This window comes from Variovorax sp. DAIF25, assembly GCF_050711835.1.
GTDB lineage: Bacteria > Pseudomonadota > Gammaproteobacteria > Burkholderiales > Burkholderiaceae_C > Variovorax.
In genome coordinates this window covers 2123530-2136854 of the sequence record NZ_CP136637.1, presented here as the reverse complement: position 1 = coordinate 2136854, position 13325 = coordinate 2123530, and the positions used below count along the sequence as shown (strand labels likewise).

Below are 13325 nucleotides of genomic sequence, written 5' to 3'. Positions count from 1 at the left end.
ACGCACCTGGAGACATCCGCAATGAGCACCGACTGCGCCCGCGCCGATTGGGAAATGCCGCAGGACGACCCCGGCAATCCGTTCAAGTGCACCGATGAATTCGCGGAGTGCGTGGAGAAGGTCAAACCCGGGAAGCTGCGCATCGGCTCGCTGGGCGACCCCAAGAACAAGATCCTGTGCATCGAGCAGGGCAGCGTGAAGATCGAAGGGCCCCACGGCCAATGGACGCTGCTGCCCGCGCACATGATCTTCGTGCCGCACGGCAGGCCGTATCGCATCTACACGAGTGCGGATGCGGTGGTCGGCGTGGTGCACCTGAGCGCGCAGCACACCGTGTGGGAACACGAGGGCTGCTGGGCGGCACCCACGAACAGCCTCGCCAAGGAAATGCTCGGCTATGCGCTGCGCTGGGGGCGCGACCGCGCCGTGGACGACCCGGTCGCCAACGCGTACTTCAACGCGCTGGGCCTTCTTTGCAAGGAGTGGTTCCAGTGCTCGCGCATGATGTGGATTCCATTCGGCGATTCGGTCGAGCTGAAGCGGGCCATTGCCTACAGCCGCACGCGGCTCGAGTCGGTGACGATCGAGCTCGCGGCGGAGGCCGCCGGCACTTCGGTCCGGACGTTGCGCCGCCACTTCCAGGACGAGCTCGGCATGAGCTGGCGACGCTTTCTCAAGGAGTTGAGAATGGCCCGCGCGATCGAGTTACTGACGCTCAGACGGCTGTCCGTGACGCAGACGGCGCTCGAGGTCGGCTTCAACAGCGTGGCGGCGTTCACGCTCGCGTTCACCTCGTTCACGGGCAAAACGCCCAGCGCCTACACCAAGGACTTCTTCAACAGCGGCAGCGCGCTCGCGGTGGGCCCGTAGCCAGGCCGCGCCTTGCTATCGAGCGCCTGGGTAGCCCTGCATGTCGAAGGCCATGGCGTTCAACTCGGCAATGACCCTGTCGCCGGCCGCTTTGTCGAGCTCGACGAGCGGGGGACGCACCGTCGCCCATTGCGGATCCCCCGACCAACTGGCCAGGACCTGCTTCATCGCGGGGATCATCTGAGGGCCCTGGAACACCTTGCGAACACGATCGGCATCCGACTGAAGCCGCGGGGCTTCGGCGCTGCGCCAGCCCTCGAACACGCGGTGAATACCTGCAGGATTCACGTTGACCGTGGCGCTGATGCAGCCGGCGCCACCGAGGGGCAGGGCCGCCGACAGGAACGACTCGCTGGCCGGGAACACATCGAAGCCGGCGCCTGCGAAGTTGTCGATCATTGCCTGCGTGTGGGCCCAGTCGCCCGATGAATCCTTCGCGCCGGCAATCACCTCCGGGTAGCGCCTGAGCAGCCGCTCGATCAACGAGAGCGTGATGGGCACGCAGGTGAGTTGAGGAATGTGATAGAGGTAGATCCGCGCACAGCCGCTCCCCACGCGTTCGATGATCTCCGCGTAGTAGGCGAACACGCCCTCTTCGGAGACGCCCTTGAAGAAGAACGGCGGCAGCACCAGCAACCCTGCCGCACCGGCCTTGCTCGCATGCCGCGAGAGCGCGACCGCCTCGGGCAGCGCGCACGCCCCCGTGCCGGGCATCATCCGGCCGGCCGGCAGGCCCGCTTCGAGCAACGCGTCGGTCAACGCCATTCGTTCGGAGGCCGTGATCGACGCAGCCTCCGAGTTGGTGCCGAAGACCGCAAGGCCGGCTTTGTGGCCAAGCAGCCATCGGCAGTGCGCGATGAAGCGCGGGACATCGGGTTCGAGCTGCGCGTTGAAAGGCGTCAGCACCGGCGCGAGAACGCCTCGGATTCTGTCGGTCATGGTCGTGTCGGCCTTTGCGTCAAACGGTGGGCGTGCCCTGGGCGGGGCGACGCAACGCCGCGAGAAGGAACTCGGCGAGGTGCTGCACTTCGCGGCCCGTCCCCTGTCGGATCTGCTCGCGGCAGCTGAAGCCATTCGTGAGGATCACGGTGTCGGCGCTGACCGCACGAACCGCGGGCAGCAGCACGAGTTCGCCAACCGCCTTCGATATCTCGATGTGCTCCGGGTTGAACCCGAAGGAGCCGGCCATGCCGCAGCATCCGCTGTCCAGATGGACCGCCCGCGCCCCCATGGCCTGCAGAAGCGCCACCTCCCCCTTCGTGCCGAAGAGGGATTTCTGATGGCAGTGCGCATGCACCAGCACGTCGACCTCCATGCGCGCGGGCTGGTAGCCATGGTCGTGAAGGAAGTCGCCCAGCAGGCAGACGCTGTCGGCCAGGCGCCGGGCGCGCGCGTCGTCGGGGAACATCTTGAGCAGCTCGTCCTTGAAGACCGACATGCAGCCCGGCTCGAGGCCGACCACGGCCACCGGGCCGTCGCTGGCTTCGTCCAGCTGCCGGTCGATCACCGCGAGCGTCTGGCGCAGCTTCTCGCGCGCTAGGTCCAGATAGCCGAAGTCGTAGAGCGGTCGGCCACAGCACAGCGGTGTCGCTGGAAGCACCGCCTCGAAGCCGGCATCCGCCAGCACCTCGACCGCGGCGCTCGCCACTTCGGGATGGAAGTGCTCGCAGAAGGTATCCACCCACAGGATGACCTTTCGCTGGCGCGTCGCATCGGCAGGCTTTCTGGTCCTGCTCAGGCGGCGAAACGTCTTCGCCGCGAATCTCGGCATGTCGCGATCCGCGGCCACGCCGGCCACCCGCTTGGCGATGGAGGACAGGCCCGGCGTCTGGGTCAGCAGGTTCGCCAGCCACGGCAACTTGCCGGCCAACGGCGCCCAGTCGCCGATGCGCCCCATGGCCAGCGCCTGGCGCGGACGCATGTGCCGCTCGTAGTAGTGGGACAGGAACTCCGCCTTGTACGACGCCATGTCCGTGTGTGTCGGGCAGTCGCTCCTGCAGCCCTTGCAGGCCAGGCAGGTGTCGAGCGCCTCCTTCAGCGGCTCGCTGTTCCAGCCCTCCTTCACGAGGTCGCCTTGCAGCATTTCCCAGAACAGCCGCGAACGCCCCCGTGTGGAGAATCGCTCTTCCCTGGTCGCCCGGTAGCTCGGGCACATCGTGTTGGCCTGCGTGCTGCGGCAGCGCCCCATGCCCACGCAATGCTCCACGGCGCGCTGGAACCCGTCGCCTTCGGCACCACGGAAGTCCATGCGCGTTTGCAGCTTCACGACCTTGTAGCGCGGCCCCATGCGAAGGTTGTCGTCGACACGATAGGCATCGACGACCTTGCCGGGGTTGAGACGATTCGACGGATCCCAGATGCGCTTGAACTCGCGCAAGGCGTCCATGAGCTCGTCGCCGAACATGATCGGCAGGAACTCGGCCCTCGCCTGGCCGTCGCCGTGCTCGCCCGTGAGCGACCCGCCGCAATCGACGACGAGCTGCGCGGCTTCGCGGATGAAGGCGCGGAACTGCGCCACCCCTTCGACCGTGCGAAGGTTGAACGTGATGCGCGCATGCACGCAACCATCGCCGAAGTGACCGAACAGGGAGGTCCGGTAGCCGTAGCGGTCGACCAGCGCCTGGAAGGCGCGCAGATAGTCCCCTAGCCGAAGCGGGTCGACCGCCGCGTCTTCCCACCCGACCTGCGGGTCGGGGATGGCGGGGTCGATCGACAGCTGCGTGGCCGAGGCGCCGTTCTCGCGAATCGACCACATGCGCCGCTGAATGGCGGGATCGGATACGACCCAGCTGGAGGGACGAGGACCCGTCGGGCGCTCGCTGAAATAGGCGGCCGCCCGTTCCGCTTGCGCCGTCGCGTCTTCGAGCGAATCGGCACCGAACTCGATCATGACCCAGGCATCGCCTTCGGGCAGCAGGTCGATCTCGGCCTGCGCAAGGTTGCGCGCCTGCAGCCCGCGGATGATGGCGCGGTCCAGTCCTTCGATGGCGATCGGCGAGAAACGCTGGTATTCGGGCACCGCGTCGGCCGCGACGTAGATGTCCGGGAAGCCGAGAACCAGCACGACGCGCCGAGGTGGGCTCCTCACCAGCCGCACCCTGGCACGCAAGGTCAGCGCGCAGGTTCCTTCGGTGCCGACGAGGGCCCGCGCCACGTTGAAGCCGTTCTCGGGCAACAGCTGGTCGAGGTTGTAGCCGGAGACGCGGCGCTTGATGTCCGGAAACTTGCCGCGTATCAACTCGGCATAGCGATCGCGCAAGTCGCGCAGCTTCGCGTAGATCTCGCCCTGGCGGCCACCGGCCGCGATGACCCGCGACAGTTCCTCTTCCGAGGTCGGACCGACCCAGAAGCGCGCGCCGTCGTAGGTCATGACCTCCAGCGCCTCGACGTTCTCGAGCGTCTTGCCGGCCATCACGGAATGCGGCCCGCATGAGTTGTTGGCGATCATTCCGCCCAGCGTGCAGCGGCTGTGGGTCGACGGGTCGGGTGCGAAGGTCAGGCCATGCACCTCCGCGGCGGCGATGAGCTTGTCGCAGACGACGCCCGGCTCCACCAGCGCAGTGCCGGCGATCGGGTCGAGCGCCAGGATGTCGTTGCAGAAGGCCGACAGATCGAACACGACCGCGACGTTGACTGTCTGTCCGCCCATCGAGGTGCCGCCACCGCGCAGCAGAACCGGCGCCTGGTGCCGGTGGCAGATCCCGACGCCCTCGGCGAACTCGTCGACGGATCGGGGCACCACGACGCCGATGGGCACCTGGCGATAGTTGGAAGCATCGGAGGCATACACCGCCCGATGGCCGTCGTCGAAACGTACCGAGGCGCCGAGTGCGGCGCGAAGCTCCCTTTCGAGCGCGGCCCAGCGCTGGGGCGGGGAGATCGTCGTCATGCTTCGGGCGTGGTGTGCCGCACACAAGACGCGCCCAGGCCAGCATCGCTGGAGGCGAGGAAAATGGGTTCGCAGGGGTTGGGGTTCATGGACCTATCTCTTGCTTTGCATTCGCTATTCGAATGAGCCGGAATTCCGGCATCGATCAGCCACCAAGTCTCCCCTTTACCTACGCCGGGGAAAAACGTATGTTCTGCAGTTAATGCATGAGCTTTATGAATGAATCCTCGACGCCTGACACCGTCCATGTCCTTGCTGGTGGCTTTCGAGGCCGCCGCGCGCCACCTCAGCTTCACGAGAGCGGCAGCCGAGCTTTCGTTGACGCAAAGTGCCGTGAGCAGGCAGGTGCAGGCACTCGAAGAGCTGCTGGAGGTTCCCCTCTTCCGTCGTGAAGGCCGCAAGATCGCCTTGACCGACACCGGTGCGATGTACCAGCGAGAAGTCAGTGCCGCACTGCAGCGCATCAGCAGTGCCTCGCTGCAGGCCATCGCGTACCGGACGGGCGGCGGCTCGCTGCATCTGGCATCGCTGCCGACCTTCGCGGCCAAGTGGCTCATGCCGCGGATGAACTCGTTCTACGGCGCCCACCCGGGCATCCTCGTGCACATGCACTCGCGCGTGAAAGAGTTCGATCTGGCACTCGCGGGCATGGATGTCGCCATCGGCGTGGGCGACGGCGTCCGGCCCGGGCTCGTGTCCTATCCGCTGATCGACGAAGTCGTCGTCCCCGTGATCAGTCCCGCCTTGCACAAGGCGCTCCCCATGAAGTCGCCCGCGGACATCTCGCAGCACCTGCTGCTGCTCGTCGCTGCGCGCCCCTATGTCTGGAAGGATTGGTTCGTGTCGCAGGGGCTGCCCGTCAACCGGATGCGACTGGGCCCTCAGTTTGAACTGACCTCGCACCTGATCCAGGCGGTGGCCTCGGGCATCGGCGTGGGGCTGCTTCCGGCTTTCCTCGTCGAGGACGAGCTTCGAACCGGCGTGCTGGAGACGGCCTTCGACCTTCCTCTGAGGACCGGCGCCGCGTACCACCTGTTCATCCCCCCGGAGAAGCTCTCCTTGCGGCCCATCATCGCGTTTCGGGACTGGCTTCTGGAACAGCGCGACGGATCGCCGCGGCGTGCGCAGGATCGGCCGATCCCGCTCACGCCCGCGTGATCTCGCCAGAGGGCCTCGGCGCCACGCGATGCCATGGCGGGCGCTTTCGCCTGGCCGCCATGGCCCGCGCGACTACGCCGTCGCCGTCTCGAGACCGGCCAGCCGGTGATACCGCCCCGCGAAGTGCAGCAGCGGCGGCCCGCCTTCGTGGCCGATCTGCTCCACGCGCCCGACGAACAGCGTGTGGTCCCCGCAGTCATGGTGCGACTCGTGCGCGGCCACGATCCGCGTGAGCGCCTGCTGCAGGACGGGCGCGCCCCATTGACGGCTGAAGCGCGGCGCCTCGGGCGCCCTGGCCTGGTTCGCGAAATGGCTGCTGACCTCCTGCTGCGCGGCATTCAGCACGCTCACGCCGAAGCGATCCGCGCCGAGCAGGAGGTCGTGCATGCGGCTCTTGCGATCGACGCAGAGCACCACCAGGGGCGGAGCGAGCGACCCCGACATGAAGGCACTCGCGGTCATCGCATGCACCCCGTCGGGCCCCTCCACCGCGATCACCGTGATGCCGGTCGCGAAGCTCGCCATGGCGCGCCGGAAGTCGGCGGGAGCGATCTGGCTGCTCATCTCAGAGGCCTCCCCGCACCGCCTCGCCGGCGGCGCGAAGGTCAGGCGCCAGCCAACCGTCGAGCCCGTACTCCGACATGCATTGGTCGACAAAGCCCTTCATCCGGTCCGTCAAGCCGCTGTGTTCGGCGACCGTGAGCGGGTCGAGCCGGCTCTGCTCGTAGCTGCCGGAGTAATTCATCTCGTAGAGTTCGTGCCGGGACGCGAACTCGGAGCCGACCGCGTCCCAGAGCAGCTTCAGGACCTTCACCCGCTCCTGCGCGTCGATCCCGTTGGAACCGCGCACATAGCGGTCGAGGTAGCCGCGGATGGCGGGATTCTTGAAGTCGGCGCCATGCGACGGCAGATAGATCAGGCCGCTGGCGACGGTCTTCTGGATGAGGTTGCGAACGCGGGAATAGGCATCGGACTGGATGGTCCTGTAGCCGAGCGCCGTGTGCACGTTCGGCGCGCAGTAGCCGTCGCCCCAGGGTTGCGCCGAATTCGCCATGGCATCGGACAGGCCCCACATCACGTTGCGCAGCCCGATGGCCTCGCCCACGGCCGCCTGCACGCCGCGGAACTCCTTCGATCCCGTGATCTCGACCGCCTTGAGGAACAGGCCGACGATGAAGTCGAGCTTCACGGCCAGCCGGGTGCAGCCGTGCATCAGGGTGCGCCCGAGGAAACCCGACTGCTTGATGAAGGTGTTCGAGAGATCGACGCCGTACATCAGCACGTCCTCCCACGGAACGAAAACCTTGTCCAGGATCAGGATCGAGTCGTTCTCGTCCAGCCGGCTCGACAGCGGCGCGTCGTACGGACTGCCCATCACGGCCGCGGCCTGTTCGTAGGAGTTGCGGCAGATCAGCTTCACGCCGGGCGCGCCCGTGGGCACGATGAAGATCGGCGAGAACCGCTTGTCCTTGTGCACCACGCCGTAGTGGCCCACGAACGTCCATTGCGTGAGCGCCGCGCCCGTGGCAACGACCTTGGCACCGCTCACGATCAGGCCGGCATCGGTCTCCTGCTCCACGCGGATGAAGACGTCGGACTGCTCGACCGGCAGCGATCGGTCGACGGGCGGGTTCACGATGGCATGGTTGATGTAGGGCACGCGGCGCCTCGAGAAGTCGTACCACCGGTCCGCGTTCGGCTGGTACTCGGCATAGGCGCCCTCGTTGGCCCCCAGGGTTCCGATCCACGCCGCCTTGTAGTCGGGCGTGCGGCCCATCCAGCCGAAGGTCATGCGCGACCATTCGGCAATGGCATCGCGGCTGGCCACCTGCTCCTGCACGCTGCGCGGCGCCTGGAAGAAGCGATGCGTCACATAGCCCTCCCTGCCTTCGATCGGCACGGTCATCAGCGCGCGGCGCTGCGGATCGTGCATGGCGTCGTACAGGCGCGCCGTCATGCGGGCGGCATTGCGAAACGCCGGATGACTCACCACGTCGGCGACTCGCTCGCCGTTGATCCAGACCTCGCGCCCGTCGTTCAGGCTGCGCAGGTACTCGTCGCCCGTGTAGATCCCCTCGTGTCCTTCGCCCTTGAGAAATCCGGACAGGTCCTTGCCCTGGAAGGCAGCTTCGTTCATCGATCGGTTCATAGCGTTCTCCTTGTGAAAGTTCATCGGTCCCAACATGTTTCGTGTGACTGACTATCTGCCACACGAATGAAATCGCTTGGCGCGTCCTCGATGGACGCACCGCTCCCGCTGCAGGAGCGCAGGCTCTTGCAGTTCCAGGTCGCGAATAGCTTGAAAAGAGGCGCTGTGCCTAAGCCAGTCGAAAGCTCACCGAGCCGAGCGGCCCGTAGTCCGCATGGAAGCTGTCGCCCTTGAGGCCGGCGACAGGCCGGGTGAAGGAGCCCGAAAGCACCACCTCGCCGGCCGCGAGGTGCTCGTCCCATTGCGCGAGCTTGTTAGCCAGCCAGGCCACGCCGGTGGCCGGGTGGTTGAGCACCGCCGCGGCCACGCCCGACTCCTCGATCACGCCGTTCCGGTGCAGCAGCGCACAGACCCAGCGCAGATCGACGGCATCGGGCTTGACCGGCCGGCCACCGAGCACGATGCCCGCGTTCGCCGCGTTGTCGGCGATGGTGTCGAACACCTTGCGCATCGCCCGGGAATCGCGGTCGAACTGCTCGATGCGCGCATCGATGATCTCGATCGCCGGCACGACGTAGTCCGTCGCGGCCAGCACGTCGACAAGCGTGACCTCCGGTCCCTGCAGCCTCCGGCCGAGCACGAAGGCCAGTTCGACCTCGATGCGCGGCGCGATGAAGCGATCGAAGGGAATGTCGCCGCCCTGCTCGAAGAACATGTCGTCGAGCAAGGTGCCGTAGTCGGGCTCGGTGATCTGGCTTGCCTGCTGCATGGCGCGCGAGGTCAACCCGATCTTGTGTCCCTTCACCGTGCGCCCTTCGCCGCGCTTGAGCTTCATCCATTCGCGTGCAATGGCATACCCGTCCTCGATGCCCATGTCCGCGAAGCGCCTGGAGAAATGCTCGACCTGCACGCGGGACTTCTCGCTGCCGTGGAGCTCCAACGCCAGGCTGCGGATCAGATCAGCTGAAAGCATGCGTTTCTCCTCAGGCTCGATCGCCGTCGCGCACGGGCGCGCGCAGCGAGGCCAGCGCCGGGTCGGTCTGCTTGATCGCTTCCCAGCGATCGACGGACGGCGTCACCAGTTGGAACGGGTCCTTGACCTGGCAATACCAGCCGGGGTTGTGAAGCCGTGCAATGAGATCCATCGGTACCGGATCGAAGTGCATGGCCTCCCGATCGACGATGGCCTTGTCGGTGATGTACGCCCCCACGATGTCCGCAATGACCAGACTGCGGCGGCCGTCGATGTCGATGCTCTGCCGCGTGCGGCATTCGTAGGACGCGGGACTGTCCTCGATGCGGGGCACGCCGACGCTGTGGCAATCGACCAGTTGCAGCCCTGCCTCGGCCGCTTCATCCACCTCTTGGGGGAATTCGATCGCGGTCACGTTCATGCGCCGTGCCTGCGACGCCGACACCAGGTTGACGACGAACTCCCCCGTGGCGGCGATGTTCAATGCCGTGTCCTTGAGCCGGCCCTGGCGCGAACCGATGCACACGCAGAGGATCGGAGGGTCGCCTGCCAGCACGTTGAAGAAGGAAAAGGGTGCGACGTTCACCGCGCCCGACGGATTACGCGTGACGATCCACGCGATCGGACGCGGAACGATCGTCGAATGCAACAGCTTGTTGCGCTGCTCCGCGCTGAGTTCCGGGAGTGAGAAGTACATGCCGACTCGCTTCGAACCGTGGGCTCAAGCCTTGCCGGCGTCGGCCTGGGCCTGCGGCACGCCAGGACGGCGGGCGTTCTTCTGGTGGATCTCCACCATGTTTCCGGCCGGGTCGTGGATGAACAGCTGCTTGAGGCTCGGCGACGCCACGTTGTCGAGCGTGAAGTACTCGACGTTGCGACGGATCAACTCCTGCTCGGCCGCCAGCACATCCTCCACGCCAACGGCAATGTGGTTCTTCACGGGATCCTGCCCCGGGCCTTTGGCATAGGGAGAGGGTCCATCGCTGCCGAGGATGTGGACCTGGGTGCCGTTGGGCAGATTGATCCAGTAGCCGTGGATGCCGGGGATGTTCCAGCGCGTCTCGTCCTGCGGCAACTGGAGCAGGTCTTGATAGAAGTCGCGCATCTGGTCGGCGACAGCGTTGCTGACACCGAATCCGACGTGGTGCAGTTCCAGAACTTTGATGGGCATGGCGATCCTTGAGGTTGTGAAGAGCCGAAGAAGCCGAGGCGGGATGCCTCGAACATTTAGTACGGTAAACGAATGATACGTGTGACGTACTATTTGTTTGCCTCAGGGATTTCCCGAGTGCTCTGCTAGGATCGGGCTCACATGAAAGCGAAAGCGCAGAACCGAGCCGCCAAGGCGGACCCCATCGAGCGCAGCGCGGCGCAAGCCGCGGCGCCGCATCTCGAATTGCTCAAGCAGACGAGTTCCAGGGAGCTCAACCCCAAGTTCGCCGCGGCCGGCCTCCTGATGCTCTGGCTCAGCGACGACGTCACGGCCTCCGTCAACGCGCGGCTCGCGGCGTTCGGCGTGACGGAGAAGAAGTTCGACATCCTGATGCTCTTCGGACTGGCCGAGCGAGGCCTCCTGGAGGTCAAGGCGCTGACACCGAGCTACATCTCCGAATACTTCGACGTGACCCGCTCCAGCGTGACCGGCCTGCTGGATTGGCTGGAAGACCGAAAGCTCCTGGCCCGTCGTTCGCACACCGAGGATCGCCGCAGCTTGCTGCTGGAACTCACGCCGAGCGGGCGCAAGCTTCTCAACGAGGCGCTGCCGCATTTCTGGCACGCCTGCGAGACGATTGCCTCTGCGCTGACGGCCAAGGAATGCGAGACCCTGCAAGCCATTCTTGGCAAGGTCTGGGTTCACTTGAAGGCGCACGCCAGCTGAGCAGCGGGCTGTCGATCCCATCGAGGCTCGCAGCGCCAGACCCTGAGCCCGCGCCGCGCAGGCACGCGGCGGTCAGCTCCGCCGATCGGCGAAGTACTTTCCTGGCGATTGGCCAAACTCCCGGCGAAACATCGCGATGAAGTTGCTCGGCGTCGCATAGCCGAGGGCGTCGGCGACATCGGCCACCGCATGGCCGTTCGCAAGCCGTTCGAGCGCATTCGCAAGGCGGGCGTGCTGCCGCCACCGCGCGAGGCTCATGCCGGTCTGCACGACGAAATGCCGGCGTGCCGTGCGTGCAGACAAGCCTGCCCATGACGCAAGCTCCGCGAAGGTTCGCGGATCCTCGGGATGATCGATCAGCCGTTGCGCGATTTGCAGCAGGCGTCGCTCGGTCGGCAGCGGCAGATGAAGCGGCTCGTGAGGCGCGAACCGGACTTCGTCCAGCAGCACCATGCACAGGCGCTCCTGCTCGGGCTGCAGCGCGTCCTTCAGGCTCCAGCCTGCCGCCCGTCGAACGAGCGCCCTCAGCACCTCGCTCACGCCCAGCACGCGCGGCTGCGCCGGAAGCACCGCGGCCGCATCGGGCCTGAGCATGAGCCCCCAGCCGCTCAGCGCGCCACTGACGCTCACCTTGTGCTGCACGCCCGCAGGAATCCATCCTGCGCGGTGGGGCGGCATCAGCCAGGCCCCATGGGGCGTCCGCACCTGGACCAGGCCCTGCTCGATGCAGAAGAGTTGCCCTCTCACATGGCAGTGCCAGTCGTACTCGCGCGTTCCGAGTCGGAACTCGTTGCCGGGCGCATCGCTGCCCTGGAAGGCAACCAGCAGCGGCCCATCGGCGCGCTCGCTCACCTGCGCCATCGGCGTTCCTGCCTCGACTGAAATTGGCCAGATCTCATTGCTCGCTGTCCCCCTCTCATTATCGAATGTGCGAACGGGCGCCCTACGCTCGGGCCATGGAATCTACAGACCACTTCACCGTGCACGACGTGAGCGAATTCCCCGTCGTGCGGTCCCGCGCCACCGCCGTCCGTCCGGGCTACGCCACGCAATGGGAGCGCGAGATGAATGCCTTGCTCGAGCACGCCAGCCCCTTCGTTCTCCTGATGGAGGAGGGCCAGCCGCAAGAGTCGCATGATGACCGCAAGGCGCGCGGACTATGGCTCAAGCGCAACAAGACTGCGCTGGCTTCCTTCTGCAAGGCAGTCATCATCATCGAGCCCGATGCAGTCCAGCGCGAGGCCTTCCAGGCCCAGACCGCGATGGCCGCCAAGGCATTCGGCGTGCCGATGGAAGTCGCCGCATCGAAGGCCGGCGCCGAGGAACTGGCGGGCCGGCTCCTCGGCCGTTGACGAACGCTCGGGCCGCGTGCTGGCGCAGCTCGTTCGACAAGGAGGCCATCGGTTTTATGATCGATCCTCTTGGCATCACACTTTCGGATGGTTGAGTGGTCACGCTGGACGTCGAATCTGTCGCCGCTTTTGTGCTCGTCGCCGATCTCGGCAGCTTCACCAAAGCTGCCGAGGCACTTGGTAGCTCCCAGGCAGCGGTCAGCGTCAAGGTCAAGCGCCTGGAGGATCGGCTGGGCTATCGCCTGCTGGAACGCACCCCTCGCAAAGTCCGCCTGTCGAGCCGCGGGGCGAACTTCCTGAAGCCGGCCCGGCAGTTCATCACCGCACATGAAGTCGCGGTGAATGGCCTCACCGCGGCGCCGCGTCGTCTGGCGCTCGGTCTCAGCGACCAGGTCGCAGGACCCGCCCTGCCCGCGCTCCTGGCCAACCTGGGTGCGCATATGCCGGACCTCGTCATCGAGGTTCATATCGAAGCGTCCCGCAAGCTCATGGACATGTTCGATCGCGGCGCGCTCGACGCCATCATCGTGCGCCGAGAAGATGGCCACGACGACGACGGCGAGCTGCTCCTGTGCGAGCGCCTGGGCTGGTTCGCCAAGCCGCAGGGCGAGCTGGACACCACGAAGCCTTTGCACCTTGCTTCCCTGGCGACGACATGCGGCATACGCAACCTCGCGACGCGGACCCTGGATGCGGCGGGCATCGCCTGGCGGGAAGTGTTCATCGGCGGCGGCATCGGCGCGGTCGGTGCCGCCGTGGCTGCCGGCCTGGCCATCGCTGCGATGCCGTACAGCCTGGCGCCCATCGGCACCTTCGACATCGGGCCCGAACTGGGATTGCCGCGCCTGCCCGATTCGGAAGTGGTCCTGCACACCACGCTGACGGACCCGCGGGCTCGCCGCGCCATCGATGCGCTCGCGGCCTCCTGGCGAACAGCGCAGCCTGCTCGGCGGTAGGGTCTCGCCCTCCCGACACTCGGGCGATCTCGGTGGTGGCCGTCGTGCTCGCCTCTCCCACCGGGGAACAGGCCAAGGGCATGCATTCCTGTTGTTATT

The 13325-nt window shown here is 66.3% G+C and carries 13 protein-coding genes; 5 read left to right on the top strand and 8 right to left on the bottom strand.

The features are described from left to right. Positions 1-21: 21 nt before the first annotated feature. On the top strand, positions 22-870 hold the full coding sequence (locus R0232_RS44350; RefSeq protein ID WP_208510484.1) for a helix-turn-helix domain-containing protein: 849 nt from the start codon (positions 22-24) through the stop codon (positions 868-870). Positions 871-885: 15 nt separating this feature from the next. Here the strand turns inward: R0232_RS44350 and R0232_RS44345 are convergent, their stop codons facing one another. Further along, positions 886-1809 carry a dihydrodipicolinate synthase family protein gene (locus tag R0232_RS44345; protein ID WP_208510485.1) on the bottom strand — a complete coding sequence of 308 codons (924 nt, stop codon included), beginning with the start codon at positions 1807-1809 and terminating at the stop codon, positions 886-888. 19 nt (positions 1810-1828) lie between these two features. After that, positions 1829-4759, bottom strand: a complete 2931-nt coding sequence (locus R0232_RS44340) for an FAD-binding and (Fe-S)-binding domain-containing protein (RefSeq protein WP_208510486.1) — start codon at positions 4757-4759, stop codon at positions 1829-1831. A gap of 219 nt (positions 4760-4978) precedes the next feature. Between R0232_RS44340 and R0232_RS44335 the strand changes: the two genes are divergently transcribed. Next, a complete protein-coding gene (locus R0232_RS44335) occupies positions 4979-5917 on the top strand; it encodes a LysR substrate-binding domain-containing protein (RefSeq protein ID WP_431513578.1) in 939 nt (312 codons plus the stop codon). 72 nt (positions 5918-5989) lie between these two features. Here the strand turns inward: R0232_RS44335 and R0232_RS44330 are convergent, their stop codons facing one another. The 5 genes from R0232_RS44330 to R0232_RS44310 form a co-directional block, all read right to left on the bottom strand. After that, positions 5990-6481, bottom strand: a complete 492-nt coding sequence (locus R0232_RS44330) for a flavin reductase family protein (protein ID WP_208510488.1) — start codon at positions 6479-6481, stop codon at positions 5990-5992. 1 nt (position 6482) lies between these two features. Next, complete coding sequence (locus tag R0232_RS44325; RefSeq protein WP_431513577.1) at positions 6483-8066, bottom strand: 4-hydroxyphenylacetate 3-hydroxylase family protein; 1584 nt, start codon at positions 8064-8066, stop codon at positions 6483-6485. A gap of 169 nt (positions 8067-8235) precedes the next feature. Next, on the bottom strand, positions 8236-9039 hold the full coding sequence (hpaH, locus tag R0232_RS44320; RefSeq protein ID WP_431513576.1) for a 2-oxo-hept-4-ene-1,7-dioate hydratase: 804 nt from the start codon (positions 9037-9039) through the stop codon (positions 8236-8238). A gap of 10 nt (positions 9040-9049) precedes the next feature. After that, the gene (locus tag R0232_RS44315; RefSeq protein WP_431513575.1) at positions 9050-9736 is read right to left on the bottom strand and encodes a flavin reductase family protein; all 687 of its coding nucleotides are present in this window, start codon (positions 9734-9736) and stop codon (positions 9050-9052) included. A 24-nt stretch (positions 9737-9760) separates the two neighbouring features. Continuing rightward, positions 9761-10210 carry a VOC family protein gene (locus R0232_RS44310; protein ID WP_208510491.1) on the bottom strand — a complete coding sequence of 150 codons (450 nt, stop codon included), beginning with the start codon at positions 10208-10210 and terminating at the stop codon, positions 9761-9763. A 141-nt stretch (positions 10211-10351) separates the two neighbouring features. Between R0232_RS44310 and R0232_RS44305 the strand changes: the two genes are divergently transcribed. After that, the gene (locus R0232_RS44305; RefSeq protein WP_208510492.1) at positions 10352-10918 is read left to right on the top strand and encodes a MarR family winged helix-turn-helix transcriptional regulator; all 567 of its coding nucleotides are present in this window, start codon (positions 10352-10354) and stop codon (positions 10916-10918) included. 72 nt (positions 10919-10990) lie between these two features. On the opposite strand, the gene R0232_RS44300 is transcribed toward R0232_RS44305, so the two are convergent. After that, positions 10991-11779 (bottom strand): AraC family transcriptional regulator, encoded by a 789-nt coding sequence (locus R0232_RS44300; RefSeq protein ID WP_431513574.1) that lies wholly within the window; start codon positions 11777-11779, stop codon positions 10991-10993. Positions 11780-11907: 128 nt separating this feature from the next. On the opposite strand from R0232_RS44300, the gene R0232_RS44295 reads away from it, so the two are divergent. Together R0232_RS44295 and R0232_RS44290 are read left to right on the top strand one after the other, a co-directional pair. After that, on the top strand, positions 11908-12270 hold the full coding sequence (locus R0232_RS44295) for a hypothetical protein (RefSeq protein WP_431513573.1): 363 nt from the start codon (positions 11908-11910) through the stop codon (positions 12268-12270). A gap of 95 nt (positions 12271-12365) precedes the next feature. Next, on the top strand, positions 12366-13226 hold the full coding sequence (locus R0232_RS44290; protein WP_208510495.1) for a LysR family transcriptional regulator: 861 nt from the start codon (positions 12366-12368) through the stop codon (positions 13224-13226). Positions 13227-13325 lie beyond the last annotated feature (99 nt).

What these genes read in the sequence shown, in the direction of transcription:
- R0232_RS44350 (WP_208510484.1), top strand. Translation starts at nt 22, where the DNA reads ATGAGCACCGACTGCGCCCGCGCCGATTGGGAAATGCCGCAGGACGAC.
- R0232_RS44345 (WP_208510485.1), bottom strand. Translation starts at nt 1,809, where the DNA reads ATGACCGACAGAATCCGAGGCGTTCTCGCGCCGGTGCTGACGCCTTTC.
- R0232_RS44340 (WP_208510486.1), bottom strand. Translation starts at nt 4,759, where the DNA reads ATGACGACGATCTCCCCGCCCCAGCGCTGGGCCGCGCTCGAAAGGGAG.
- R0232_RS44335 (WP_431513578.1), top strand. Translation starts at nt 4,979, where the DNA reads ATGAATCCTCGACGCCTGACACCGTCCATGTCCTTGCTGGTGGCTTTC.
- R0232_RS44330 (WP_208510488.1), bottom strand. Translation starts at nt 6,481, where the DNA reads ATGAGCAGCCAGATCGCTCCCGCCGACTTCCGGCGCGCCATGGCGAGC.
- R0232_RS44325 (WP_431513577.1), bottom strand. Translation starts at nt 8,066, where the DNA reads ATGAACCGATCGATGAACGAAGCTGCCTTCCAGGGCAAGGACCTGTCC.
- hpaH (WP_431513576.1), bottom strand. Translation starts at nt 9,039, where the DNA reads ATGCTTTCAGCTGATCTGATCCGCAGCCTGGCGTTGGAGCTCCACGGC.
- R0232_RS44315 (WP_431513575.1), bottom strand. Translation starts at nt 9,736, where the DNA reads ATGTACTTCTCACTCCCGGAACTCAGCGCGGAGCAGCGCAACAAGCTG.
- R0232_RS44310 (WP_208510491.1), bottom strand. Translation starts at nt 10,210, where the DNA reads ATGCCCATCAAAGTTCTGGAACTGCACCACGTCGGATTCGGTGTCAGC.
- R0232_RS44305 (WP_208510492.1), top strand. Translation starts at nt 10,352, where the DNA reads ATGAAAGCGAAAGCGCAGAACCGAGCCGCCAAGGCGGACCCCATCGAG.
- R0232_RS44300 (WP_431513574.1), bottom strand. Translation starts at nt 11,779, where the DNA reads ATGGCGCAGGTGAGCGAGCGCGCCGATGGGCCGCTGCTGGTTGCCTTC.